The organism is Limosilactobacillus oris DSM 4864 (assembly GCF_001434465.1).
GTDB classification, from domain to species: Bacteria; Bacillota; Bacilli; order Lactobacillales; family Lactobacillaceae; genus Limosilactobacillus; species Limosilactobacillus oris.
Window position 1 is genome coordinate 1 of record NZ_AZGE01000025.1, and the last position, 26,153, is coordinate 26,153.

Annotated in this window: 20 protein-coding genes; 10 read left to right on the forward strand and 10 right to left on the reverse strand. The window is 51.5% G+C overall.

All coding sequences use genetic code 11. The features are described 5' to 3' along the window. The first annotated feature begins 176 nt into the window (after positions 1-176). A complete protein-coding gene (locus tag FC49_RS07670) occupies positions 177-1,238 on the forward strand; it encodes a hypothetical protein (RefSeq protein WP_003712234.1) in 1,062 nt (353 codons plus the stop codon). Between the two features lie 2,912 nt (positions 1,239-4,150). Here FC49_RS07670 and FC49_RS07675 read toward each other — a convergent pair. Both FC49_RS07675 and FC49_RS07680 read right to left on the reverse strand, forming a co-directional pair. Beyond that, complete coding sequence (locus FC49_RS07675; protein WP_056984699.1) at positions 4,151-5,659, reverse strand: ABC transporter substrate-binding protein/permease; 1,509 nt, start codon at positions 5,657-5,659, stop codon at positions 4,151-4,153. Positions 5,660-5,910: 251 nt separating this feature from the next. Beyond that, the gene (locus FC49_RS07680; RefSeq protein ID WP_003715078.1) at positions 5,911-6,441 is read right to left on the reverse strand and encodes a GNAT family N-acetyltransferase; all 531 of its coding nucleotides are present in this window, start codon (positions 6,439-6,441) and stop codon (positions 5,911-5,913) included. Positions 6,442-6,574: 133 nt separating this feature from the next. On the opposite strand from FC49_RS07680, the gene FC49_RS07685 reads away from it, so the two are divergent. The 5 genes from FC49_RS07685 to recQ all read left to right on the forward strand — a co-directional run bounded on the left by FC49_RS07685 (position 6,575) and on the right by recQ (position 12,749). Next, complete coding sequence (locus tag FC49_RS07685; protein WP_235804894.1) at positions 6,575-7,732, forward strand: ATP-binding protein; 1,158 nt, start codon at positions 6,575-6,577, stop codon at positions 7,730-7,732. 488 nt (positions 7,733-8,220) lie between these two features. Next, entirely contained in the window at positions 8,221-9,564 is a 1,344-nt protein-coding gene (locus tag FC49_RS07690; RefSeq protein WP_056984700.1) for a TrkH family potassium uptake protein, read from the forward strand. Beyond that, positions 9,557-10,234, forward strand: coding sequence for a potassium channel family protein (locus FC49_RS07695; RefSeq protein ID WP_056984701.1), 678 nt, complete (start codon positions 9,557-9,559; stop codon positions 10,232-10,234). Before FC49_RS07690 ends, FC49_RS07695 begins: the two co-directional genes overlap by 8 nt. Before the next feature lie 13 nt (positions 10,235-10,247). Then, positions 10,248-10,928, forward strand: coding sequence for a class I SAM-dependent methyltransferase (locus tag FC49_RS07700; RefSeq protein WP_056984702.1), 681 nt, complete (start codon positions 10,248-10,250; stop codon positions 10,926-10,928). 27 nt (positions 10,929-10,955) lie between these two features. Then, a complete protein-coding gene (gene recQ / locus FC49_RS07705) occupies positions 10,956-12,749 on the forward strand; it encodes a DNA helicase RecQ (protein ID WP_056984703.1) in 1,794 nt (597 codons plus the stop codon). A gap of 81 nt (positions 12,750-12,830) precedes the next feature. Here recQ and FC49_RS07710 read toward each other — a convergent pair whose 3' ends face one another. After that, a complete protein-coding gene (locus FC49_RS07710) occupies positions 12,831-13,859 on the reverse strand; it encodes a YeiH family protein (protein WP_003712259.1) in 1,029 nt (342 codons plus the stop codon). Between the two features lie 196 nt (positions 13,860-14,055). On the opposite strand from FC49_RS07710, the gene FC49_RS07715 reads away from it, so the two are divergent. Beyond that, positions 14,056-14,754, forward strand: a complete 699-nt coding sequence (locus FC49_RS07715) for an alpha/beta hydrolase (RefSeq protein WP_404802658.1) — start codon at positions 14,056-14,058, stop codon at positions 14,752-14,754. A 50-nt stretch (positions 14,755-14,804) separates the two neighbouring features. On the opposite strand, the gene abc-f is transcribed toward FC49_RS07715, so the two are convergent. After that, on the reverse strand, positions 14,805-16,289 hold the full coding sequence (abc-f, locus tag FC49_RS07720) for a ribosomal protection-like ABC-F family protein (protein WP_056984704.1): 1,485 nt from the start codon (positions 16,287-16,289) through the stop codon (positions 14,805-14,807). Positions 16,290-16,546: 257 nt separating this feature from the next. Next, entirely contained in the window at positions 16,547-17,494 is a 948-nt protein-coding gene (locus FC49_RS07725) for a Dyp-type peroxidase (protein ID WP_003715110.1), read from the reverse strand. 163 nt (positions 17,495-17,657) lie between these two features. Between FC49_RS07725 and FC49_RS07730 the strand changes: the two genes are divergently transcribed. Continuing rightward, positions 17,658-18,317, forward strand: coding sequence for a putative quinol monooxygenase (locus FC49_RS07730; RefSeq protein WP_039929964.1), 660 nt, complete (start codon positions 17,658-17,660; stop codon positions 18,315-18,317). A gap of 77 nt (positions 18,318-18,394) precedes the next feature. Here FC49_RS07730 and gtfA read toward each other — a convergent pair whose 3' ends face one another. The 4 genes from gtfA to FC49_RS07750 form a co-directional block, all read right to left on the reverse strand. After that, positions 18,395-19,852, reverse strand: a complete 1,458-nt coding sequence (gtfA, locus tag FC49_RS07735; RefSeq protein WP_003712230.1) for a sucrose phosphorylase — start codon at positions 19,850-19,852, stop codon at positions 18,395-18,397. An 18-nt stretch (positions 19,853-19,870) separates the two neighbouring features. Then, positions 19,871-21,094: an MFS transporter gene (locus FC49_RS07740; protein ID WP_003715077.1), complete on the reverse strand. Its 1,224-nt coding sequence runs from the start codon at positions 21,092-21,094 to the stop codon at positions 19,871-19,873. Between the two features lie 404 nt (positions 21,095-21,498). After that, entirely contained in the window at positions 21,499-22,341 is an 843-nt protein-coding gene (locus FC49_RS07745; protein WP_056984705.1) for an aldo/keto reductase, read from the reverse strand. Positions 22,342-22,433: 92 nt separating this feature from the next. After that, positions 22,434-23,222 carry a serine hydrolase gene (locus FC49_RS07750; protein WP_003715369.1) on the reverse strand — a complete coding sequence of 263 codons (789 nt, stop codon included), beginning with the start codon at positions 23,220-23,222 and terminating at the stop codon, positions 22,434-22,436. A gap of 187 nt (positions 23,223-23,409) precedes the next feature. Here FC49_RS07750 and FC49_RS07755 point away from each other — a divergent pair, with 187 nt between their 5' ends. Then, positions 23,410-24,648, forward strand: a complete 1,239-nt coding sequence (locus FC49_RS07755; protein ID WP_034537572.1) for a D-alanyl-D-alanine carboxypeptidase family protein — start codon at positions 23,410-23,412, stop codon at positions 24,646-24,648. 66 nt (positions 24,649-24,714) lie between these two features. On the opposite strand, the gene FC49_RS07760 is transcribed toward FC49_RS07755, so the two are convergent. Continuing rightward, on the reverse strand, positions 24,715-25,752 hold the full coding sequence (locus tag FC49_RS07760) for an aldose epimerase family protein (protein ID WP_003715395.1): 1,038 nt from the start codon (positions 25,750-25,752) through the stop codon (positions 24,715-24,717). A gap of 110 nt (positions 25,753-25,862) precedes the next feature. On the opposite strand from FC49_RS07760, the gene FC49_RS10060 reads away from it, so the two are divergent. Next, positions 25,863-26,039 carry a hypothetical protein gene (locus FC49_RS10060; protein WP_003715457.1) on the forward strand — a complete coding sequence of 59 codons (177 nt, stop codon included), beginning with the start codon at positions 25,863-25,865 and terminating at the stop codon, positions 26,037-26,039. Positions 26,040-26,153 lie beyond the last annotated feature (114 nt).

Sequence of the window (26,153 nt, forward strand, 5' to 3'; positions counted from 1 at the left end):
TCCATCAGTACTTAAAATTGTAGAACCAAAGATTATAAAAGGTCACTGACTGGTTTTAACCAGTCGGTGGCTTTTTCGTTTTACTATAAAAATGAAAAAACAATCCTAACTGGTCATGATGGTCGTTTAGCGTATAATTAAAAGGAAATAATCTTATTGAACAAGGGGAGCACATTATGAATAGTAAAAAATTGGGAATTGCCCTCGTGACTGGACTAGCATTGCTCCTGGTCGGTTGCGGGAATCAGACGAGCACTAGCAAGGACGCCTCATCGGCTTCGTCCTCCGGCCTTCTAGCACCGAAAACCAACAGCAAGATTAGCCAGGGAAATTTAACTCCCCAGCAGACGGTTGCTGTGATTACGGCCTACGCTGGCAACAAGTACGGCAACGATTGGGCAACGACTGCTAAGTCCGGCCAGCAGAACGGCTTGCAGGTGAACCTCTACCGGACGAATAAGTACCAGTTGAGCGACAACGGCCAGGGGGTGGCCTACAATGTTACGGCTAATGGCAAGGATACCGGCCTGGTTTATACCGTTAGTGGCAATAATGTTACGATTTACGAGAATGCCCAGTCCGGCCAGGCAAAGAAGCTGACCACGGTGAGCCGGGCAGACATGGTTCAGTACCTTAACGACAACGGCCAGGGCCAGCTCGTCAATAACCTGGCAACGGGCGCCAAGGTGGTTGATAAGACCAACGGCGGCCTGACCACTCCTGCTAATAATGGCTCCCAAACTGGCAAGTCTTCCACAAGCACCGGCCAGTACGGGAACGAGGGTCCGGTCAACGTCCCAAGTGAACTGCAGGGAACCTGGTACACGGCCGACAATGACGAACCAGGCTCCGTGACCTTTGGTGCTCACACCTTTAAGTATACTGGTGGCGATAACGATGGCGAGCAGATGGCGATTTATAAACAGGACCCAGCTTTCTTAAATAATGATAGCAACATCACCAACCAGGCGATAATGAAAGCCACTAAGAACTGGATGCGGGGGATGTTTGTGAACGCCAAGGGGATGCACTGGCTTTTAATGCATAGTTGGATGCAAACAGCCGGTGCGGGAACTTACTATGCTGTTCACACCGAAACCATCAACGGCCAGCAGGTCAAAGTGCTGGTGGAAGCCGGTGGGGCGGATATGCACGTTAACGCGGTTTACTACCAGAGCCAGAGCATGGCTAAGCAGCAAGCCGGGACCAAGTACGATGACCTTAATTATATGCAGTGACCGCTAACTAAAAACAGCAGTGCGGGGCCACGGCAGAAGTGATAATAAACTTCCGTCGCGGTCCCGCACTTTATTTTAAATTCCGAAAGACTGGTTGTCACTTGTCGGGTGAACATTAAAATTAGTGTCCGCTAAGGTCAATTTATTAGACAGATCCGGCCGGCTGCCGGGCAGGACAAATCACGGTCACAAGGCCAGCCCGCAATTTTTTTGAATCAGTTTGCTAATTGGCGGAATGTACTTCAAATGATTAATTGCTCATATGAATAAAAATAAAAAAGTTTTTTTATTAATCATCGGCAGGGATAGTTTCGTTATCCCTAGATAAGAGAAACCGCTTACTAGCAAAGCTCCGCTAACTAAAAAAGGTCCTGAGTAAGAAATACACAAGACCAAGAAAAGGTTAACACAAAAATATAAGTATATCAAATTATTATATTTATATAAATAATAATCATTAACAACCCCCCTTGAAAAAAAAACAGTATTCTGAAACCGTAAATAACGGGTTGACCCTTTGAAAGTTAGCACGAAGGAGTAACTCCTGTTATGAGAAATTTACCCTTGAAAGGGGGGATTATCCATCACTTTCACCGTTGCGCTGATTAGTTAAACGTTCTTGCAGATGGTCGCAAAGGGTTGGCACTAGGAACTAGGCTCCTGAGGATGGCGGTTAGAAAACCGTCCATTGAAGACTAGCTGAACAACCTCTTCGCAGCCATCACCATCTTCCACCGGGAATCGCGGTTGGCCTCCATTATGGGGAAGCAATTCGGTAGCCCCTTACTGCCGAAGGTGCACTCAGCACCAGCCGTAGTTGCCTGGTCGGTTAACGGCGCCCTTAAACAACCAATCTCCACTCGCTATCACAATCTCGCTGGCATGATAACACGCCGCGTAGTTGTTGGTTGGATTAGCGCGTTTTCACCTACGTTGCATCTGGATTGGTTACGGGGAGTACCGAATGGTTTTTATAGGAACGGGTCATCAACGGTCACAAACCACATAGGAAACTAACATCCTGGTTTTACCTAGTGGTTGGCTTAGTAATTCTTTCGCCGCTAGGCTTACTGACAGCAAAAATGCACGGGCACGATTTCACCGCCCAATTACGGTAACCACCTTCCGTCCCAGCCGAGCATGCTTCCAAGCTGGGCTGGGGAGCAATTATCCGGGCCTCATTGGCAGCGGGTAGTTCCTGGCAGGGGGTACCAAGCGGTGAGCTTCCCGGTGCCGTGGTCGTCAACCGGGAGGGCAGGATTAGCATTCCTAATTCGTTGCCCAACCCCAGCGATGATGACTGATATTGGTCGCTTTACAATGGCAAAATGGTTGATTTTTTCAGCCTTAACAGTCGCCGGGTCAGAAAATAAGAAGACGAGCAGACAATGACCCGGCGGACTGGCTTTACCAGCAAGAACCGTCGTGGAAAAGAACCGTGTACCGATTCATCAGTACGGGAGCTAACTTGATTGTTTTTTGACAGTGGACAGCCCAATCGATGTCGCAAAGAACTCTTCGCAATTACGGATAATTGAGCCGATTGAGCACCTGCCCTCATTGTGGGATCAGTGAAACTAACTTTCCTCTAGCTGATCTTAAAATTACTGCTTACCCATCTAATTCATTTACCTAGAAATGCAGTCATCACAACTGGCAAGAAACTAATCATATTAGCACTTTCACTAAATTGTCCTTTACCGGAGCGGCTCTTTCCGGACAATCCCTCCCGCGTTTGGGACGGGTTACCCCTGATAACGCTAAACATCTCCATAAATTTCAGCATTGGTTTGCGGCTTCAAATTGTCCAGGGTCGTAAATCGCTGAATCTTTCTAATCAAAATTGTGCTTACACTTAATATTACATGAATACACCCTTGGCATCTATGTACATGAATTATTAGGAAGAGTCAAATTACGAATGATGGGGTTCCCGCCGCAAGGGAATGGGAAGTTATTGGCCGGAGCGATTAGGCCTTGCGAGAAAAATGACCGACAGCTGTCAGACAATTATTTCTGTTCAAGCGGTACTGCTATATGTGGCAAGCAGTATTTCGACGATCAACACAAGAAGTGATTGCACGGTTAAGCGTCGACGGCAGCTCTAGTTCTGCTCGGCAGACTGACTTTAATAACGTAAATCTGATAATTGAAAAAGACCCGGCCGTTTGTGCATAGGACCGAATGGATTGCGGGATAGGCGGTGCTAACGGCGATTGTGGGCTTGGTCGTGCTGGTAAAGGTACGGCTCAATTTAATCGCCCAACGGCAACCGTTAACTCCTGGAAATTTCGCTAGGATCGACCCGTGTAGCTAAGCCTGGTCTTTCAAGATAGTGATATTCAATTTCTAAATACTAGCGTGACGGACAAAGTGGCTTTCGGCTCCCGGCAGCTTGGCCCCTCAGACCAAGTGGTGCAACGCCGGGGAACTGATCGTTTGCGTTTACTTTGGATTGAGCGGCTCCGTTGACCGGGTACCGTATCACTTATCCGGCGGGGAGCAGAGGCTGGTTGAATGCCAGCGTTTTAACGATGAATCCCCAGATAACCATTCCTGGCGAACCCTTTGCTGGTTTGCCAGCTTAGATATCGGACGCTAGTTTCTCGAGCAATCCGCCGGCCGTGTTAGGACGGTGCGGAGGTCACTAGCTCGGGTCACCATTTGAATTAAATTCGTTCACTAGTTGGTCAGGTTTATGTCTCTCCGGAAAAACAAATCATTATTAGTAAGCAAGTCGGAATGCCGAGCTTGGTTCGCTGCTTAGACGAGCTCTAAGGAGTGGGGAAGAAAGGATTAACTAGCTGCTGCCGGCCATACGTTTGAGAAGAGCGTGTGGCCGGCTTTTTTTATTTCTGCAGATATAGAAAAAAGGCCCGAGTTCGTCGTTGGCGAACCCGAGCCTGTGTTAGCTAAGCGTGTTTAAACTTCTTTTCAAAGTGGTTGAGGATCCTGGTGAGGGTAAAGGTTAGGAAGAAGTAAATCATCATCGTAATGAAGAGTGGCAGGACTCCCTTGTAGGTGTCGGCCTGGACCAGCTGGGTCTGGTACATCAGCTCGGTTACCCCGATAGTCGAAACCAGTGAGCTGTCCTTGAGCAGGGTAATAAACTCGTTGCCGAGGGCCGGCCAAATGTTCTTGAGGGCCTGGGGCATGATAATGTAGCGGAAGGTTTGCTGCTTGGTCATTCCCAGGCTCCGGGCGGCTTCCGTTTGCCCCAGCGGCAACGACTGGATTCCGGACCGGATGATTTCGGCGACGTAGGCCCCGGAGTTGATTGCCACGGCGATGATCCCGGCAACCAGGGCTGGCATGGATTGGATGATGGCCCCAATCCCGAAGTAGACGAACATAATCTGAACCAGCATTGGTGTTCCCCGGATAAACTCAATGTAGCAGATGGCAATTCCGTGGAGGAGCTTGTTGTCGGAAAGCCGCATTAGGGCGAAGAGAACCCCGATGAGGAAGCCGACAATGACCGCGAGAACCGTGATCAGCAGGGTGTACTTAACCCCTTTGACAAAGAATGTCCAGTAGCTAGTAACGGTATTGGTCTTCTGGGATGTCTGCATGTACTTGGCCGCTTCGGGGAGCCACTTCTTGTTAATCAGGTCCTCCTGGTTAACCTTATCAACCGTCTTGTTGACCGCGGCCTTCAGACTATTAGCGCCCTTCGGCAGGGCCACCGCGACCCCATCACTGGTTACTTTCATGTGGGAGTTGAAGGCGTAGAGGTCGGAGTTGTTTTGGGCGAAGGCCTTTGCGGTGGCGGAGTCCATTAAGACCCCGTCCAGTTTATGGGCCTGCAGGGCGATTACGAGTGAGGACCACTTGGCGAGTCCCTTTTCATGGACGTCGGGGATGTATTTCTTGATCATGGCGTATTCCATAGCGCCGTTTTCTGTCCCGACGGTCTTGCCCTTAAAGTCCATGTAGTCCTTGTACTTATCCTTGTCCTGCTTGTGGATCAGGAAGTACTTGGTTCCCTTGTGGTAGGTCTTGGAAAAGTCGACGCTCTTTTCACGCTCAGGAGTGATATTGATCCCGGCAATTGCCACGTCGATTTTATGCGACTCTAGCGCCACCAGCAGGGAGTCGAAATCCATGTTTTTGATTTCTAGTTTAACGCCCAGGTCCTTTGCAAGCTGCCGGGCCAAAGACATTTCAAAACCGACGTATTCCGTTTTGCCGTCCTTCTTGGTCGTGAATTCGAAGGGCGGGTAGCCGGCGCTGGTGCCGACGACGAGCACGCCCTTTTGCTTGATTTTTTGCAGGGAATCATCCGTCGCCGGGGTAGCCGTGCTGGTAGAACTAGCGGGGGTCGAGCTGGCCGCGCTGCTATTCGCGAAGGCGGTAAGCGGGGCGAGGATGATTGAAGCGAGAACGGTTAAGAGCATTAAATAGTGCTTGAGCTGCTTCATAGTCATTTTCTCCTTTGCGTAAGTAATTAGTAATTGCCAATTAATATACGCTTAAATGACTAATTATGCAATATATAATTTAAATATTCGATAAATATACATACAGGGTTATAAAAGATGGGGAGAAAAAAACGGCCAAATTTGCAGTTGGGACTTAACTCAAGCTCTTCGTTGCTGCGCCGGAGCATTTTTACCTTTAAAACAACAAAGAGACTGAGTTAATTCCCAGTCCCTTTTCAAAATTAATCTTCTTATTGGATAAACCAGCCGAGCGGCCATGAAAACCACTCGAAGATGCCATCGACCTTTTGCTGGTTGATGTGCTTTTTAGTTGCCAACACTCGGTAGGTAACCTGGTCCTCTTCCAATTTCTTAGGCGTTAAGTAAAAACCGTTCCGTTTGTAAAAGGCTAAGCGGCGTAACCGTTGGCGGTTGTTAGCCGCGGCCGGGTCGGGCTGCTCGATGTCTAATACCAGCGAATCACTTGGGTATAATGCCCGTAGTTCGCCAATGATCCGGCTACCGTACCCCCGTGACCGCAATTGGTCGTTAACGGCTAGAAAGAGGATGTAGTGGAAACCGTGACTGTGGATGACGTAGGCAAAGCCGACAAACTGCCCCTGGTCATAGAAGGCCATGAAGTCCGCCTGCCGGAACTTGCTTTTCAAAATCATCCAGTGCCAGGGCTCCCGCTCATACTTAGGGAAGGCCCGGTAATAGAGCTGCTTAACGTCTTGATAGTTGCTTAAACTCAACCTCACGGGTTGTATGTCTAAATCCAAAAATAAATCACTCCTTGATAGTCAACATTTTAGCAGATAAGGCTCGTTTCCGCCAACTAATCAGCGGTGGTTTAGAAAAAATTAATGCTATAATGCAAATGACTTTGACTTTAGATGGAAAGGAATGAGGAAGATGTCAGTAGCAATGGTGAACCAACAGACCGGCCAGCCTGTTCGCCGGCCGCTCATTGCCCGCCACCTCCTGGTTGTTGGTCAGACCGGTAGCGGGAAAACGACGACCACCCTTGCGCTGCTCAACGAGTTGCAGCAGACTGACCAGACGGCGATTATCCTTGATCCGACGGGGGAATACGCCCAGTTGCCCAACGCGGTTACCTACCGCTTAGGGGCTAACGCCTACTTAGAAGCGGGGCGGCTCGACGCGGGAGAACTCCAGGAGGTTCTGGGACTCGCCCTGCCGTCACGACTGGACCAACAACTATCCCGGGCCATCAACGCCCTCCGGATTCAGCGCAACCTGCTTCAACAGGCGGGACCCTTGAAGAAACTTAACCGGCCGTTAGCACAATACCAGGCCCTGCTGAACCAACTCAGCCCCTGGGCCCGAGACTATGATATCGCTCTTTTGCCCCAACAGCTGGTTGAGGAGGCCGTCATTCCGTTTGCTGACGACCGGGCGGACTATTCGCTGTGCGGACAAGTTTACGACCGTGAGCAAATCAACCGTGACTGGGGACTGCTGACGGAGCTGCGTAACCGCCTTGCCGGTCCGGCTTTTCAGGAACTCTTTGACACGCAGAGTCACCCCGGAGTAGCAAAAACGGAGTTGGGCTTTGTCCTCAAAATGTTTTTGCGGCACCGGAGCAGTCACCGAACACTGGTGATCGACCTTTCCCTCTTGCGGCGGTATGAACGTCAGCAGGGGGCCTTGATTTCCTACCTCCTCAAGCAGGTCCTGACTGACCGCTTGGACCAGCGCGACCAGTCCCAGCGAGCTGTAAAAATTGTGATTGACGAAGCCCACCGTTACCTGCCGACGACGGAGCAAGAATTGAGCCGTAACGGCATCTTCCAGCTGTTGCGGGAGGGACGGAAGGTCAACCTGCAACTGATTCTAACCACCCAGTCGCCATTGGACCTGCCGGATCGCTTGCGTTCGCAGTTTGCCCAGGCCGTCGTCCACCGGCTGAGCAGCCAGGGTGAGCTAGTGGCCTTACCGGTTGCGACTGAATTAACCACAACGGGGACGTTAGCGGTGGGTGAGGCGCTGCTGCTGGCGGTAGGAAAGCCGAGCCAAGTGGTGCGGGTCCAAAAGCCTGACTGGCTCTGAGTAACAATATGTATTAAAAATCACAAATCGTCGAATGGAAGAACGCTGTTATATCAATGTGTTTAGTAGGAATGAAGTTTTGATAAACGTTATCTTTTTGATATTAGTGCTTTACTTCACAAGAATGTTTGCTATAATAGAAAAAGCAAATGTGATATTTGCCTTTCCAATTTGATAATGAGCGTTTAGTAACCACGAAGTTATTCCTTTCATCCAATTAACATCCAAACATCATAATTAGTAGGGTTACTAAAACGGCAATCAGCAAGAGAGTACAATCAAAATCTGTGGTGACTTCTTGCCTGCATGACCCCCAATCTTCGGCTCGACCGGACGTTGGGGGTTATTTGTGTATTAAGTCTAAAAGCAAGTTGCCATGCGTCGGCAGGGAGCGCAGCCGCTTTTGGGACAGAATCGGGGAAATGGACTCCCGCCGGAGAGGGAAAACGATTATAATTGACTGGTGAGATGAATGGGAGGACTATAACGTGATCGAAATCAACAAGCGGAAATACTCATTTCCCAAAATCCTAACCCTGGGGTTCCTGCTGGTCATTGCCAGCGGGACCCTGTTGCTGCTTTTGCCTTGCGCAACGGTCAGCGGTGAACGGACGAGCTTTATGACGGCGTTCTTTACGTCGACGAGCGCGACGTGCGTGACCGGACTGACCTTAGTCAACACGGCGACCCACTGGACCGGCTTCGGGCAGGCGGTGATTGCCCTCTTGATGGAGGTCGGGGGGCTGGGTTTTATGACCTTTGCCGTCATGATGTCGCTGATGATTCGGCGCCGGGTGCGGATGTCGACCCGGCTGCTGACCCAGGAAGCACTCAACCTGGACCACCTTTCCCAGTTGAGCGTCGTTTACCTGATTATTAAACTCTCGCTGTTGATCCAGCTGGTCGGCAGCGTGTTCCTCTTCTTTGATTTTTATCCCCGTTACGGGCTTGGCCGGGGCCTGTGGTTAAGTATCTTCCATGCTATTTCAGCCTTCTGCAATGCCGGCTTTGACCTCTTTGGCAATAGCATGGAGAACTACCTCAACGATCCCTACATGATCTGCGTTTTAGCGGTCCTGATCGTGGCTGGGTCAATGGGCTTTTTGGTCTGGAAAGACCTTCTTAATTATCATAAGTACCACCACCTGTCCCTGCATACCCAGTTGGCGTTGCGGACGGGAGCAGTTATTTTTCTAATCTCATTTTTGGTGTACTTGCTGACGGAGCGGAACCTCGCCCAGCTGAGCGGCCAGATTAGCGGGCCCCAGCGGTTGCTGAACACCGTTTTTATGGCGATTACTCCCCGGACGGCGGGGCTGATTACCTTCCCGTACACCAAACTCAGCGCGGCCGGGATTAGTGTGACCATTATTTTGATGTTTATCGGTGGTACCCCGGGCTCGACGGCTGGTGGGGTGAAAACCACCACTATCGGCCTGTTGGCAACGCAGAGTATCGCGACTTTGCGGGGACAACGCGATACCAACTTTGCCCACCGGCGGTTTACGCAGGAAAACATTAACCGGGCGCTGACCCTCTTCTTTGTCGCGCTTTTTATCGTTCTCCTGGCAATCCTGCTACTGGTGCTTACCCAGCAGCTGCCGGCTCATGACTCGCTGGCGTATGTTACCTTTGAGGTCCTGGCAGCTTTCGGGACGACCGGGATTTCGCTGGGAATCACCCAGAGCCTGAACCTCTTTGGCCAGCTGGTTATTATGGTTCTGATGTTCATTGGCCGGGTTGGTATCTACACGGTGATGTTCTCGATTTTTAATTCGCAGCCAAAGGTGAAGAGTTATCGTTATCCAGAGGAGAGTGTGTTAATTGGCTAATAAGGAAAGCTATGCCGTTATTGGAATCGGCCAGTTTGGGGCGTCCATTTGCGATTCCCTCGTTGAGGCTGGTCAGGAAGTGTTAGCAATCGATATTAATCCCGAGGTGGTAAACGAACTAGCGGGGACCGTGATGCGGGCAATCGTTGCGGACGCGCAGGATGAAGACGCCCTCAGGGAACTTGATATTGGCAATTTTGACCACGTCTACATTTCAATTGGTAAAAACGTCGAGGCTAGTATCATGGCAACTCTGATTGCCAAGGAATTAGGAGCGGCCGACGTTATTTGCCGGGCTGAAAACGTCAACCACGCCCGGGTCCTGGAACGGATTGGCGCCGATCTGGTAGTGCGGCCCGAACATGACCTGGCAAAGCGGCTGATTTTTCAGCAGCTTAACCCGAGTCTGGTCGATTACGTTACCCTGAGCAAGGAAACCACCCTGGCCGAGTTGAGTATCAATAACCCGAAATTTTTCGGCAAGTCCCTCGACGAACTGGACTTCCGCAACCGCTACCGGGTGAACGTGATCATTATCGTTAGCCAGGATGACCAGATCAACCAGGTGCCCCAGGCCAATGACATCATCCAGCCCCACGATAAAATCACCGTAGTGGGCAACATTAATGATATCCAGTACCTCAATGAAATTGTTCAAAAGCAGAAATAAGGAGAAAGTTAAAGTGAGAAACCGTGCAATTACCGTTGTTACCATTAGTATAATCGCCCTGCTGGCTGTAATCAGCGGCCTCTTTGCCGCCTTTGCCAGCCACGAATACTGGAACTTGATTTGGGTCGCCCTGATTATTATCTGGGCGGGAATCTTCTTCCACACGATTTCGAGCGGGCACGAAAAGATTTTACGGCAGCTGTTGGACCGCCTTGACCTGCCAGCGGATGCCCAGGTCCTAGCCTTTAACGCAGGCCGGCCCGCGGACCTCAAGCTGACGGCAGAACGGTTGCAGGCGCCGGGCAAGGTGACCAGCGTGGCGGCGTGGGGGCAAACCCTGCCGGTCGTTAAGCAGCAGTTGGCGGCGGCCAAGATTGCTGACCGGGTCAAACTGGTGGACGGCGGCATGACGAACCTTCCCTTTGCAAACCAGCTTTTCGACTACGTAATCATCGATGCTGCCCTGCATAACATTACACCAGCAATCCAGCGGGGCCGGGCCCTTCAGGAAGCTGCACGGGTCCTCAAAGCTGACGGAACGCTGGTCATTATTGACACGAAGTACATGGCTGAATACCGGCAGGTTCTAAATAACATGGGAATTGATGATGTGCAGGTCAGCAAGACCGGCTTTGACGGCTGGTGGGGCGGCCCGTGGATCAGCACTAAAATTTTGCTGGCAAAGCGGTCGTAAGTCGGCGGATGAACAGGAGGGGCGTCAGTGGCAACACCAGAGCAGGTTTTAAAAGATAATTTTGGCTTTAAGACATTTCGGAGCGGACAAAAAGAAGTTATTTCCCGGGTAATTAACGGCGAAAATGTCCTAGCTGTTATGCCGACTGGTGGTGGCAAGTCACTTTGCTACCAGATACCGGCCCTAGTTAAGTCGGGGGTCACACTGGTTGTTTCGCCCCTGATTTCTTTGATGAAGGATCAGGTGGACGCACTCCGCCAAAACGGGATTGCTGCCGCGGCCATCAACAGTACTATTCCCCAGGAGGAGGTCAACCCCATCCTGCGTCAGGCATATGAGGGGCAGGTCAAGTTAATTTACGTTACGCCGGAACGCCTGAACATGGAATACTTCCGCTACCAGTTGAATTTTCTGCCAATCGACCTGGTTGCAATTGACGAAGCCCACTGTATTTCCCAGTGGGGACACGATTTTCGGCCCGCATACCGTCAACTAAAGGAGGCAATCGACCAGCTCAAGTCGCGGCCTAATATCCTGGCGCTGACCGCGACGGCGACCCCGGCGGTGCAGGAAGACATTGGGCAGCAGTTGGCAATTGAGAAGGACAATTTTATTATCACCAGCTTTGCCCGGCCCAATATTAGTTTCCGGGTGGTGCACCCGGAAAAAAGTACCCGTCGTTACATTCGGGAATACCTAAAAGCCCATGCTCAGGAAGCCGGGATTATTTACGTCAATACCCGCCGGGGAGTGGACGAACTGACAACCTACCTGCTGGAACACCACTTCGCGGTCGCGGGTTACCATGCCGGAATGGATGCGGCGACCCGGGCCCGGGTTCAGGACGATTTTCAATTTGACCGGGTCAACACGATTGTAGCTACGAGTGCCTTTGGGATGGGAATTGATAAGAGCAACGTCCGCTTTGTGATTCACGCGACCGCTGCGCAAAACATTGAATCCTACTACCAGGAAGCAGGCCGGGCGGGCCGAGATGGCCTGCCGAGTGAAGCAGTCCTGATTTACCACCCGAACGACCTGCGGCAGTACCGCTGGTTTATTGACCAGTCGACCGCGGACGACGACTACCGTGACCTGCAATACCAGAAACTCCAGGCGGTCGCTAACTATGCTAGTACCCCGGAGTGCTTGCAGCAGTATATTGTGCGCTACTTTGGGCAGGACTGCCCGCCCTGTGGTCATTGCAGCAACTGTACTGACCAGCGGAACGTTCAGGATATTACCGCCGAAAGCAAGCAGGTCTTGGCGATGGTCCAAGAGCTGCACGGCCGTTTCGGTAAGGGGGTTGTTGCCCAAGCGCTGACGGGGTCGCATAGCCAGCGGATGAATGAAATCGGTGCACCACAGCTGCCGAGTTTTGGCGCATTGCGCAATTTTTCCAAGCAGGAGGCTGCCAGTTTGATTGACTACTTGGTCGCGGTAGGGATCTTGCAGACGGTTGGCAGCCAGTATCCAGTTATCCAGATTGCTCAGGATGGCTGGGCAGTTCTAAAGGGTGAACAGCAGGTGACGCGCCGGCAGGAAGAACGGCCAGCCCGCCTCCGGACGCAGTTAACGGAATCACCGGATACTGCGGCGCTTTTTGAACTGCTCAGGCAAAAGCGGCGGGAATTGGCAGATAAACAGGGGGTGCCGCCATTCATGGTCTTCTCGGACAAAACCCTCCACGACATGGCCCAAGTCAAACCGCAAACGTCGCGGGACTTTCTCGAAGTCAACGGGGTCGGCCAGCAGAAACTCGCCCGGTATGGTCAGCTGATGATGGATGTAATTGGCGAATACCTGGCTGGCGAAAATTAAAGGTATGAATTGTAAGCAAAAATGAGAGCGTGCCGGAAGTCTTCAGCGACTTCCGGCACGCTCTCGTTCGTTTCATTAAATTTAGAATAGCCACTTACTCATGAGAACCGCGAAGGTCAGGAGGCAAGTCGAGCTGATGATGGCTGCGCCAAAGACGGCGCCGCCCCGCTTAAAAATCACTTTGAAATTAACTGATAATCCCAGTGCGGCCATTGCCATGCCCAGGAAGATATAGGCGGCCTGGACAAGAATATCCAGGGCACTCTGGGAAAAGGGCAGGAAGGTGCCCAGAATGCTTGTCAGAATGAAGCCACCCAGGAACCATGGAATTGGTAATTTCTTCGGGACTGGGGCTTCACCCGCCGCGCTCTCCTTAACCAAGCGGTGCTGGTACCAGTAGCCGACGATTAGGGCAACGGGAGCCAGTAGGAGGACCCGGGATAGTTTCATAATCAAAGCGTTATCAAGGCTAGCCTCGCCAAAGGCCCCGCCGGCAGCGACCGCGTGGGCGATTTCGTGGAGGGAAGCTCCCGCAACGATCCCAAACTGGGGCGTCGTTAGATGGAGGAGGGGCTTCAGACCAATCTCTAAGAGGGTGAAGACGGTCCCCATCACACAAACGACGGCGACGGCGAGAACCTCATTTTCCCGTTTCCGTTCCTCATCCGTGGTTTCAATCTGTGGTGAGACTCCCATGACGGCGGCCGCCCCGCAGATACCGCAACCGCAGGCAGTTAGAATGGCTAGTTCATCCTCGGCGCCAAATTTCCGGCTCAGCCAGTAGGTGAGGATGATGGTCAGGGTAACGGCACAGGCCGCCACAAAAATTGTCTTGATACCCGCAGCGGCCAGTTTTGCCAGGTTCAAACGAAAGCCGAGCAGGATTATTCCCAGGCGGAGGAACTTATTGGAAATAAAGGCAGTTCCCGGGCTGGCTGCCTGTCGGAGGCCGGCTGGCGTCAGCTGCATGGCAATTCCTAGCAAAAGGGCAATCACAAGCGCCCCAATCAGGTTGATATAGGGGAGTTTCGCCAGGAGCACTCCCGCTACTGAACAGGTCAAAGTCATTCCGGCCGCAAGCCAGAATGACCTCTTAACAAAGATTTGCATGGTGGTACAATCCTCCCAATCAATTTCTCTTCGTACCACTTTACCAGACCCCGGCTGAGAAGCAAGGGAAAGTTTGACCACGGTGCTTTCTTTTGTCAGGGGCAATTGAAGAGTGTAGAATGGTTGCCAGAAAAGTGGCAATTCAAGGAGTTGTCAAATCTTACAATAAGCGGGTGATCTTATCAAAATTAAGAACATTTCACTGGCGGAGCCCTATTCGTCGATTGATGTTTACCAGAGCAAAACGACCGTGCCGCTTCCTGGCGTAATGATCGTGCCCGGGGGCAGCTACAACCAAATCATGGAGCGTGACTCGGAGCGGGTAGCGATAACCTTGGCCGCACACGCCTTTCAAGTCTTTGTGGTCCGTTACCCGGTAGTTGAACATAAGGATTACCAGGCTGCTAAGCGGGCGCTGGCCCAGGCGGGTGACTACCTGACCACCCACGCCGCGGAACTTGGCTTGGACCCGGAGCGTTTAGGAATCCTGGGCTTTTCCGCTGGGGGCCAATTGGCGGCGGCGTACAGTAACCAGCCAGATACTAAGGTGAAGTTCGCTGGACTAGGCTACCCGGTGATTCGACCACTGATTGACCAACGGATGGGAGTGACGACCGAGGACGTGACCAAGCTGGTCACTCCCCAGACGCCGCCAACCTTTATTTGGGGATCAATCAAGGACGACCTGACGCCCTACCTGGACCACATTGCTCCCTATGTGCAGGCACTAGCTGCTAACCAGGTTCCCTTCGAACTGCATGAGTTTAGCACTGGCGGTCACGGATTGGCCCTGGCTAACTACTACACTGGAATCGTGAACGGTGACCGGACCGATGACCACATGGCCCGGTGGCTGCCGCTCTTTTTGGAGTGGCTACAACAGCTGGCGGGTTAATTGGATAAATAAACGGCGATTGGTTATACTGCTAGCCGCCGTTTTTTAGGTTAAAGCGGGGTGACAGGGACCTGTTGGCTAGCCACCGCGTTAATGAAGTGCTGGTCGTGCTCCACGAATAGCAACGGGGGCCGGTAGTCTTTAACAAGCTGGATTAATTGTTGCTGGTTGTAGGTGTCCAGGTAGTTTAATGGTTCATCCCAGATATACAGCTGGGCGGGCGTCAGTAGTGACCGGGCGAGTTCAACCTTCTTTTGCTGGCCCATGCTCATCTGCTCAATTGGGACGGCAAAGGTGGCCCGGTCCATCCCCAACTTGCGCAGGAGGCTGAGCAATAAGTCGTAGGGTAAGGAATAGCGGTCCGCAAACTGCTGGAGGGAACCAGTATTAGTGGCGTAGTCCTGGCGAACATAGGACACCGTGACACCGGTTGGCAGGATGATGTTTCCGCTGACATCTCCCCCGAAGTGCCCGGCGATGGCTTTGATGAGGCTGCTTTTGCCAACACCGTTCGGACCGACGAGGGCAAGCTGTTCCTGGCGGTGAACAGTGCAGGTGAGGGGGCGGAAAAGCTGCTGACCAGCAATCGCCAGGCTGACCTGGTCAAGGCTAAGGAGTGTTTGCTGGTGGGCTGGCTGGTAGTTGAGTGTTAAGGGGGCCACTTCTTCCACGTTTTCTAGGAGTCCCTGCCGCTCGGTGATGGCTTGGTCGAGCCGGTTAGCGGTCGCAATGGTCTTTTTCATCATTTTAGCCGCCTTAGCCCCGATGAATCCCTTGTCAGCGTGGGAATTGCCCTTCTTTTCACCTTCCGCCCGCTGCGCCCACTGGAGTCGTTGCTGGCGGGCGGCTGTTAATTTCTTGATTTCGGCCTTGAGCTGGCGGTTAGTCGCCTGGGCATGCTGGTCCCGCTGCTCCTTGTGGCGGCGGTAGGCGGAATAGTTGCCCTGGCTAAGGACGAGCTGGTGGCGCTCAATCACGAGGGTGTGGTCAATGACCTGGTCGAGAAAGTCCTGGTCATGGCTGGTAATAATGAAGCTGCTCTGCTTATGGGCAAGGTAAGCAGCAACCTGTCGCCGTCCCGGCAGGTCGAGGTGGTTTGTCGGCTCGTCGAGGAGGAAAAAGGAGTTGTCCTGGGCGAAGAGGGTGGCGAGTTGGACCTTAGTGCGCTCACCCCCGCTGAGAGTTTGGTATGGCTGCCATAACAGTGCCGGGTCGACACCTAGCAGCCCTAATTCCCGTTCAATCTGCCACTGTTCCAGAGCCTGGTTGGGACAGGCTGCGAGGAGGGCATCACCGCTAAGAAGCGTTTGGTTGGTAATCTTTAGCGGAAAGTAGGCAAAGTTCAGTTTGCTAGTTACCCGCCCCCGGTAGTCCCGCCGTCCTTGGAGGATCTGCAGGAGGGTGGTTTTCCCCCGGCCGTTGCGGCCCACCAGCCCAAGCCGCCAGTTACTGTTGAAATCTAAGTTGCAATCGGTAAATAGCGGGGGCTGTCCGGGGTAGGCGAAGTTTAGGTTACGGATGGTAATTGTTTGCATCAGCTTAATCACGTTCCTTTCGTTTTGGCACGCAAAAAGGCCTGCCCCGGGTAGGACAGACCTTTAAAAAGCTGGCAGTTTACCAGTCCTTATTAGTGATCAATGATTGAAATAATAATCCTACTCGGAGCCGCCAATTCGCGTGCATAGTCGAAGTGGCTGCATAACGATGTGTAGAATTAAAACTTCAATGGTTGATCCCTCCGTTTAGTTGAATAATGGTAGCCTAACAAGTTTTGCTTCGCTTGTCAACTTGATTATTTGTTCAGTTCACCGTCGGCAATCTTGTCAAGCAGCGGCCGAGACGGGATGAAGAAGAGCTGGCCGGACAGGATGTCGGAGAAGGTGAGCAGGTAGTCGCCGTTCTTTAGCATGTTTTCCAGCATCAGCTTCGTGACTTTCCAGTAGCGGGAGTAGCCGATAAAGTAGGTCCCGGTGTTGCCGGTAGCGGGGTCGGAGTACGGCACGTTCATCCGCACAATCTTTTGTTCGACCCCGTCAATTTCCGCCTGGGAAGCGACGTTGTGGGCGTTCTTAAACTTTTCCTTTTCGTCCAATTCCAGGTCACTGAACTTCTTGCGGCCGACCGCCTTTTCCTGGGTTTCGGTCGTCAGCTTGTTCCAGATGTCCATGTGGTGGCGCCACTTTTGAGCAAAGGCGTAGGAACCATTTTCAAAGAAGGGATCTTCGTCACCGACAATGGCGTAGTCAGCGGCGTCTTCCACCTGTGGTGCCTCGGTACCATCAATAAAGCCGATGATTGCCCGACCTTCGAAGTAGCGGAAGCCCTTGGTCTCGTCCACGACCGTCGTGAAGTCCCGCAAGAAGAGCATACACTGGCTGATCAGCTCGTAGACAACGGCCTCGTCGTTAGCCCGGATGTGGAGGAAAATATCCCCCTTAGTAGCGGGCATTGAGTATTCTTCGCTGGCCAGCGTTTCGTAGGGTTCCAGTTCCTTTGGCTTTGGTGCGTCTGGGAAGAGGTAATCCCAAGCAGCACTGCTAAAGCCCAGTGAGGCCTTGAGGTTCCCCTTGTTGTCACGGATCCGCAGTGAACGGATGATGGCCTGGTAGCGGTCCACAAATTCCTGGATGGCTTCCTGCTCTTTTTCCTGGTCCTGGCGGTTAAGTTCCAATACAGTGAATTGAACGTGTTCACCAGCGTCTTTCCAGACATCTTGTGCTTTAGCTGGATTCATCGGCATGATAAAAGACTCCCTTCAAAAAATTCCGATTACGGTTTCATTATATCATTTCAGCGACCGTTGCCGAAACGTTTTCAAAGCGGCGAATAGATTTGGGTTTACTTTCCTGCGGCTTTTGGCATATGATATAACCATCAAGAATTATAATAAGAGGATTCAAACCATGACGAATATGAACAAGGAAGTTGTTTTTAAGATGCACCTGGTCGAAACGGCTCCCGAAGCACATGATGAATACTTAAACGCCCGGCGTGGTCAAATGATCACCGCGGTAGCGATTGAAGACGGGACGTTCGGAATGTATGCCTCCCACCGCCCGGAGGACCTCACTAAGAACTATACTTTTGAAGTTTTCAATAACCAGGCGGCTTATGATGAACACGTTGCCGCTGACCAGTACCAGCAGTTTAAGCAGGAGATGGCTGGGGTCATCGTCAACGACCAGGTAGTTGACTTGGAACCGCAATTTATGGGGCACCAGGATGTAGCGTTAAACATCAGCACCCCGAATGGCCTCTGGATCAACATTGTTCAGATTACCGTCAAGCCGGAGCACCTAGCTGACTACCAGCGGGTGGTGACGGCGCAGTTGGAAAACGCCCTGAAGATTGATCCCGGGATTTTGGCAATTTACGCCGGGACCAAGCAGGGACGGCCAGACGACTGGGTAATTTACGAGGTTTTCCAGTCGGAGGAAAATTACCGTAACCATATCGCCAACCCGGACCACCAGAAGTACGTGGCTGCTAGCAAGGATTGGATTCAAAATAAGCAGGTCGACCAGACGATTGGTGATGTGTTGGTTAATACCGGCAATAATTAGTAATAAAAAGGCAAGCACCATTTGAGATGCTTGCCTTTTTTATAGGTTATATCATGGAGAGATTTATGATAGGGAGATTACTTTTGTTCCATTACCTTTTCGCCGTTGGCGGTGATGGTAAAGGTCTTGTTAGCGGCGTCGGCTTCCAGAACGGCAACGTTAGCACCGTCTTTGTCTTTCCGCGTAATCGTGATTGTAGTTTCGCTTGGCGTCTGAACATCGATTGAACCATCGAGGTCGAAGGCAGCGAACTTGTTCCGCCAGGAGAGCAGGTCGAGGAGGTTCTTAACAACTGGGCGTTGCACTTCCTTGGCTACTTCGTCCTTCGTGTAGTAGTGACGGTTGATGTTCCGTCCTTCCTTGGTCTTTTCGAGCAGGTCCAGGTCGTTGGAGCCGGCCAGCAGACCAACGTAGTAAATCATTGGGATCCCAGGGGCGAATACTTGGAAGGCCCGGGCTAACAGGTAGGCCTTGTCGTCGTCACCGAGGGCGGAGTAGTAAGTGGAGTTGATCTGGTAGATGTCCAGGTTGTGGTATTCAGCACTGGAGTACTTCCGCTTAACGTTAGCACCGACCTTGTACAGTTCGTTGGAGGAGTATTCGATTTCGTCGTCACTCAGGATGTCCTTGGCGTCGACAACCCCGATTCCGTCGTGGGTGTCCAGGGTAGTGAACTGCTTCATTGGTGACATCTTCAGCCAGTTAGCCAGACGGTTCGTCTTACCAGAGTACAGAGTGTACAGGGTGGTCATTGGCAGGGCAAAGTCGTAAGTGAAGTAGCCGTGCTTAGAAATCTTTTCTGGAATCGTGTAGTGCTCGTGGATTTCTGGCAGAATTTCGGCTTGGTAAGGTGCCAGGATTTCCCGGACTTCGTTTAAGAGGTCCCAAATTTCTGGTTCCACGAAGAAGTCGTTTGTGTCGACCTTCTTAACGGCGTAGGCAAAGGCGTCCAGCCGGATTAAGTCGGCACCGTGCTTAACCATGTCAATCAGGGTTTGCTTGAAGAATTCTTGGGCAACCTTGCTCTTAACGTTGATGTCAATTTGTTCTTCGCCGAAGGTGTTCCAGAGGTGTTCCTTGCTGCCGTCGTCGAATTCGATTTCTTGTTCTGGGGCCTTGTCCTTCCGCTTGTAAATCAGGTCAATGTCCTTTTGAGTTGGGCGGCCCTTACCAGCAGCTTCCCAGAACTTTTCCCAGCGGATGAAGAAGTCGCTGTACTTGGAATCGTCGTGGTTCTTCTTGAAGTCTTGGTACATTTCGGACTTCCGGGAGATGTGGTTGATCATGAAGTCAAACATCAGGTAGTAGTCTTCACCAAGGGCTTCCACGTCGTCCCAGTTACCAAAGGCGGAGTCGACAACGTCGTAACGGTAAGGGGCAAAACCACGGTCACCAGTTGATGGGAAGAATGGCAGCAGGTGGACACCACCGATGGCGTCACCGATGTATTCCTTGAGGACTTCGTGGGTTTCCTTAATGTCCTTTGCCATTGAGTCAGAATAAGTAATCAGCATTGCTTTGTTTTGAATTGGCATAGTGTAAACCTCCAAGATTTATTGAGCTTGTTTAGCGTTGTGACGGGTTGCAAAGAAAATAATCAGGGCGATGATGATCAGGGCCACGCCGTAGACCGGGAACGGTGCGGCTAAGCCCATCCCACTGGTTGGTTGACCAAGCAGGTGGTTCGTCCATTCTGCAATTGATGGTGAGAAGAAGGAACCAAAGTTGAAACCAATCAGGCATAGTGAAGTAACGAGCGGTTGCCGGTTGGCGGGTGCCAAGTCAGGCAACAGGTTGAAAATCAACGGTGAAACTAACTGGAGCGGGAAACCGATCAAGAGCAGCCCGATAACCATCAGGGCGAAGTTGTGACCGGCAAAACCAAACAGGAAGTTGGACAGGGCCATCAGTCCCAAACCGAGGTAAACGGTCCCGAAGCCGAGGCGCTTTTGAATCGCCCCGTAGAAGATACCACCAAGAGTGGCTCCAATCAGCATCAGTGATAGGAACATTGAGGAACCGGTGTAGTGGCTACCGTTAATCGCAACGGAGAGACCAGGGAACCGGTTTTCCATTCCCACGTAGTCAACGACCAGCAGGAAGGCAAACAGAACCAGCAGGTAAACGACCGGACTGATCTTGGTGATTTCTTTCTGGTCGCTTTCGGTCAGCTCTTCGGCTAGGCTGTCTTCGTCCACGTGATCATCCTGAGCTTTGCTGTCGTCGGGAACCCGCATTGCGAAGAAGAGCAGGACGAGAAAGGCGAAGAAGTAGACGGCAAAGGAGCCGTGCCAACCGGCGAAACTCAGGAAGAGTCCGGCAATGGTCAGCGTGCAGGCTTGACCGATTTGTTCCGCTGCGGCCCGCCAACCGAGCATTTGAGCCCGTTCAGAACCATCGTACCAGACGGAAATCATGGAAATGGCCTGGGAGTTGTATAACCCATAACCAGCACCCAGAATCAACCGGGAGATCAAGATCGTCATGTAGTTGTCAACGAACATTGGCACGATCCCGGCTAAGCCGACGATGGTAACCCCGGCCATGATGATCTTCTTATCCGAAATGTGGAACCATTCCTGGATGAGTGGCGAGAGGACCACGAAAATCATTACGGCAAAGGATGGTGTCGTCACCAGGTACTCAGACTGGGTCTGACTGATGTGCAGGGCGGCTTTCAACTGTGGAAGCGACCCCTGAATAGCGTAAGCACTGGTAACCATCAGTGAAACCGATAGAAACGCGAGCTTAGTAATAATTGAATGTTTATTATTCATAGTTCTGTTATCGCTTTCTTGATAATTTTGATAAACGCTTATCATTCGCTTGTGACTATAATATACAACCGTATTTTTTAAATGTCAAACGTTTATCAATAAAAATTGCAATCACTTTCATTGTTGCTGGACTTGGGTTAAATGAAAATGAGAATGAAAACTTGCTGCTGTGCGACTTGATGGAACACTGCCGAAATTGATCAAGAATGAGCAACGCGGTAATAAAAAACGGGAGCGTGACAGAAGTCCTATTACTTTAATAAAAAACGAACAGCGCAGTACACAAATGGGCTCCAGTGCTCGGCAAAGCCGAACTCTGAAGCCCTATTTGTGCTTGCGGGGGCGTGAAGACGAAGTCATAAATGACTTCTGTCACGCTCCCCATTCACATTGCAAGTATTTAATTAATATTGGCGGTTGTACTCGTACACTAACTCAGGTTCCCGCCCGGTCCGTTGGTAGTTGTTGAGAGCGTCAATCTGGGCCATTTCCGCTGGGGTCAGTGAAAAGTCATAGATGGCGGCGTTCTGGGCGATTCGGGCTTCGTGGACCGACTTTGGGATGAAGGAAACGCCGTTTTGCAGGTGCCAACGGAGAATCACCTGGGCTGGCGACTTTTGGTGCCGGTCCGCAATCTGCTTGAGGACGTCCTGGTCGAGGACCGCGCCCCGGCCGAGGGGACTCCACGCCTGGGTAATAATCTGGTGGTCCTGGTTGAACTTGAGCAGGGGCTTTTGGGTCAGCAGGGGGTGGAGCTCGATTTGATCGACGACCGGCATCTCGTGGGCCTGAGTTGCCAGATACTGAAGATGGATCATTTCAAAGTTGCTGACCCCAATCGACTTGGTGAGGCCCTCTTTCTTCATGTCCTCAAAGGCCCGCCAGGTTTCGAAGAAAGACCGTTCAATTGGCCAGTGGACCAGGAGCAGGTCAACGTAGTCTAACTGGAGCTTTTGCAATGACTCCTTGACGGAGGCAATGGCCCGGTCGTAGCCCTGGTTTTCTTCGGCCACTTTGGTTGTGACGAAAATTTCATTGCGGGGCAGGGCGAGCTGTTTTAACGCTGTTCCGACCTCCGCTTCATTTCCGTAGAGCTGGGCGGTGTCAAAAAGGCGGTAGCCGTCTTCAAAGGCGTGCTGGATGGCCGCCGTCATTGTGTCTTGACCATCGACCTTGTAGAGACCGAATCCTTCTTGGGGCATTTGCTGACCGTCTGCTAGGGTCAGGTAGTTGTCTTGAATATTCATTAGATTACCCTCTTTCTTTACTGTTTAGTTTACCACTAGTATAAAAAGAGCGCTGAAACTGAATGATTTCAACGCTCGTTGTACTAAAATTTTTAGTTCATCAGACTCTTCGTTACCCGGGCTAACTGCTCAACTGCCTGCTGACCGACCTGCATGGTGGTGTTTTTATCGGTGTAAACGGCGATGGTGTAATCCGTGCCATTGTCATTTTTAACGTAACCGATACTGTTAACCATCCACTTGGATTTGCCATAGCTCAGCCACCCGTTCTTGATGGCGAAGTTGCTGCTGTCGGCCGAGATTCCCCAGTTCTGGTCCGCCTCGACATTGCGCATTAGCTTTGCAATCAATTCCTGGTCCTGTTCGGTCAAGAGGCTGGACTTGTAAAAAATATTGTTGAGCAGTTTAATCTGGTCACGGGGCGTTGTCGTTGATAAGCCCCAGTTGCTGTTGGCCGTCGAATCGTTCATCCCGAAGCGATTAAACGTGGCTTGCAGTCCCTGGCGTCCCCCGAGGTCGCTGAACAGTTCGGTGGTGGCGTCGTTGTCACTCTGCTCAATCATTTCCTTGGCCAGGCTAGTTTGGTGGTCGCTGAGGCCGTTGGGTTGTTTAACCAGCACCCCGGCGAGGATCGCAACCTTGACGGTACTAGCCATGTGGAAACGGTGGCCGGGGACGTTTGACCCCGTATAGATCCGGTGGGTCTTTGGCGAATACACCGCGATTCCCACGTTATCATTTGAAGTATAGATGACTTTGTTCCAAGCATTCTGTAAGCGACTATTGAGGGAGCCGTAACGGTGAATTCCCCAAACCGCAAGCAGGATAATAATTATTATTGCCCAAATTGTGCGTTTGCGCCGTTTAGTCCGTGGCTGCATTTACTAACGCTCCTTTTAATAAAAAATCCGCATAATTACCATAATACATGGAATAGGAGAAAAATAAAGCGCCCCCTTAAAAACTTAACCAAGATTTTGCGATTTGTTAGGAAATCGTTACATTCATACTGCCGATTTTCGGCTATCATAGTTGAATATGGACAATAAGGAGTAATTTTGACAAACAATGAGAAAATTGATTATTAAGTGTCTGCTCGTAATACTTAGCCTTAACCTCAGTCTGCTCAGTCTCGGGGGGCTAGTGAAGGCGGACGCTGGCAGCTTTTATCAAATGAAGGCTCGGTCCGCCTATGCAATCGACGCGGAATCGGGTCAGGTATTGTACGAAAAGAATGCTCAGAAGACCTACCCGGTCGCCTCGGTTACCAAAATTCTGACCCTGGCCGTGATTGAACAGGATATCCGTGCCCACAAGCTGAGCTGGGACCAAAAAATTACCGCTAGTCCGGCCGTGGCCCAGATGGCGAATGACCCCCGCTGTTCGAACGTTCAGCTGAACGCCGGTGAAAAGTATACCGTGAAACAGCTGGTTGAATCGATGATGCTTGTTTCAGCGGATGGCAGTACCGAGGCGTTGGCCCTTGCGGATGCCGGCAGTACCGCCGCTTTTAATAAGAAGATGCAGGCGGTGGCACATAAGGCAGGCGTGGATGACGCTAAGATCTATAACATGGTTGGCCTGCCGAACAGCTACATGGGTGCGCACGCCCTCAAAGGGGTCGACAAGGACGCGGAAAACCTCTTTTCAGCTAAGGACATCGCCCTGATTTCCAAGTACCTGATTGAAAAATATCCGGAAACGTTGCAGATTACCTCGACCAAGTTTGCCGATTTCGACGTCAGTGCCGACCACAAGGAGCACATGACCAACATTAACTCCCTGCTTCCACAGAACGGGGCTGCACCGAAGGACTGGCAGATCGATGGGCTTAAAACCGGAAATACCGATGAGGCCGGTAAGTGTATCGTTTCAACCGGAACCTACGCGGGCCGGCGGGTCATCGTGGTGGCTCTGCATACGGATGGGGACTGGAATGACCAGTCCAAGATGCAAAAGGAATTTTATGAAGCCCTGTCCAACGGCTACCAGCCGGTGGCCCTCAATAGTATCAAGGCCTTTCCCAAGAAGCTGCAACAGCGCCACGTCGTTCACGCCAAGAAGCAGCATTCGACGGGCTTGGTCCTGACTAAGAAGACGGCTATCTGGCTGCCGAAAAATACTTCTTGGGCACAAACCAGTCCGCAGCTGCAGCTGGCTAAGAAGCACCAATCAATGACTGGCCAGCTTGAAGCACCCCTGACGAAGGGGGAACAAGTCGGTTGGATTAAGCTGCAGCCGGCAGGAATGCCAGAGGCAAAGGTGCCAGTTCAGGTTACGAAGACGATTCAAAAAACATTCTTTTAGGGGAAGGCAAAAGCTCCGCAAACCAGGAATTGGGATGCGGAGCTTTTACTTATGCTTAAAACGTGTTTAGTATTCAACGTGCCATTTAATGGTGTAGGTCTTTTCTTCACCTGGGTGGAGGTCAACGTTGCCGAACTCTGGGTGGTGCGGCGTGTCCGATAGGGTTTGGGCTTCCATGGCGATCCCACTGTGGGGTTGAACCTCACCATGGTTGTAAACCGTTGGGTCGTTGGAGTTCATTGTGTACATTACCAGCCCGTTCCGGTCGGAGTAGAGGCTCATCTTGCGGCCGCTTTCCGGATCGGCCAGGACGGCTACTGGTTTCTCCAGACTTGGTTCTACTTCCCAGATGTCGTCAAAACCATTTTCCTTGGTCGCGGCCATTGGCTGGAGGGCCTCCGCCAGCTTAGTCGGCTTGCTGAAGTCAAATGGGGTGCCGGCGTTGGCGACCTTTTCACCGGTTGGAATCTTGCCGTCGTCGACCGCCAGGTGGTGGCTGGAGTTAACGTAGAGTGTCAGGTCATCAATCGTTGGCGTTGCGGCCTTGGAAAGGTTCCAGTAGGTGTGGTTAGTTGGGTTGAAGAGCGTATTGGCGTCGCTAGTGGCACTAAATTGCAGGCTCAGGTTGTCGTCGTTATCCAAGGTGTAGGTGGCAACAACGTGCATCTTCCCCGGGAAAGTATCCATTTCTTCGGTCAGGGTCAAGCTGAGTGTCACTGAAACGGTGTCGTCAGTTAGCTTCGTGCCGTCGACGTGCCAGATGTGATTGTAGAAGCCGTTTTTGCCACCGTGAAGGGTGTTTTTGCCCTCGTTTTGTTCAACTTGGTATTCCTGGCCGTCAATTTGGAATTTACCGTCGGCAATCCGGCCCGCGACCCGGCCAATCAGCCGGTTGGTACAAAAGCCGTTGCCGGTAAACTCGTCCAGGTTTTCTGAAGTTAAGACCATGTCAGCTAATCCGCCGTCCTTGGTTGGCACCTTAAACGATTGCAGCAGGCCGGCAAAGTCAAGGATCCCGGCTTGGACGCCGTGGTCATTGACCAAAACAAACTTGGTAACGGGCTGGCCGTTAAACTTGCCAAAAGGTACTTTTACGATTTCCATCTGAAATTGTCCTCCTTGTAAGTAAGCGCTTTAACATTTACTTAACATTTTACCACATTTTTCCTAGGATGATTGCTAGTGCGCTAAAATGAATGGGAGGAGGTTGGAAGATGAAAACAAACTGGTGGCCCCGTTTCAAGGCTAGCTTTCACCGCAATTTTATGGACTTTCTAAAGATTTTCGCGGCGGAGGATGAGTTTATCAATAAGCACAAGCGCAAGAGCAGCATGATTAGCGAACAGGAACGCTACGGCAAGGATGACGGGAAGAAAAATGCCCCCAATTAAGGCCGGAGTGGGACCAACCCCAAATAGGCTAGCTACGCGTCGTAGCCATCCTTGCTACAGGCTAGCTACGCGTTGAAAGACAAACCGAGGCTGGGAGAAAACTTCATTTTCTCA

Bases quoted from the DNA above. Each gene is read 5' to 3' on its own strand.
- FC49_RS07670 (WP_003712234.1), top strand. From the start codon at position 177: ATGAATAGTAAAAAATTGGGAATTGCCCTCGTGACTGGACTAGCATTG.
- FC49_RS07675 (WP_056984699.1), bottom strand. From the start codon at position 5,659: ATGAAGCAGCTCAAGCACTATTTAATGCTCTTAACCGTTCTCGCTTCA.
- FC49_RS07685 (WP_235804894.1), top strand. From the start codon at position 6,575: ATGTCAGTAGCAATGGTGAACCAACAGACCGGCCAGCCTGTTCGCCGG.
- FC49_RS07710 (WP_003712259.1), bottom strand. From the start codon at position 13,859: ATGCAAATCTTTGTTAAGAGGTCATTCTGGCTTGCGGCCGGAATGACT.
- abc-f (WP_056984704.1), bottom strand. From the start codon at position 16,289: ATGCAAACAATTACCATCCGTAACCTAAACTTCGCCTACCCCGGACAG.
- FC49_RS07725 (WP_003715110.1), bottom strand. From the start codon at position 17,494: ATGCCGATGAATCCAGCTAAAGCACAAGATGTCTGGAAAGACGCTGGT.
- FC49_RS07730 (WP_039929964.1), top strand. From the start codon at position 17,658: ATGACGAATATGAACAAGGAAGTTGTTTTTAAGATGCACCTGGTCGAA.
- gtfA (WP_003712230.1), bottom strand. From the start codon at position 19,852: ATGCCAATTCAAAACAAAGCAATGCTGATTACTTATTCTGACTCAATG.
- FC49_RS07740 (WP_003715077.1), bottom strand. From the start codon at position 21,094: ATGAATAATAAACATTCAATTATTACTAAGCTCGCGTTTCTATCGGTT.
- FC49_RS07745 (WP_056984705.1), bottom strand. From the start codon at position 22,341: ATGAATATTCAAGACAACTACCTGACCCTAGCAGACGGTCAGCAAATG.
- FC49_RS07750 (WP_003715369.1), bottom strand. From the start codon at position 23,222: ATGCAGCCACGGACTAAACGGCGCAAACGCACAATTTGGGCAATAATA.
- FC49_RS07755 (WP_034537572.1), top strand. From the start codon at position 23,410: ATGAGAAAATTGATTATTAAGTGTCTGCTCGTAATACTTAGCCTTAAC.
- FC49_RS07760 (WP_003715395.1), bottom strand. From the start codon at position 25,752: ATGGAAATCGTAAAAGTACCTTTTGGCAAGTTTAACGGCCAGCCCGTT.
- FC49_RS10060 (WP_003715457.1), top strand. From the start codon at position 25,863: ATGAAAACAAACTGGTGGCCCCGTTTCAAGGCTAGCTTTCACCGCAAT.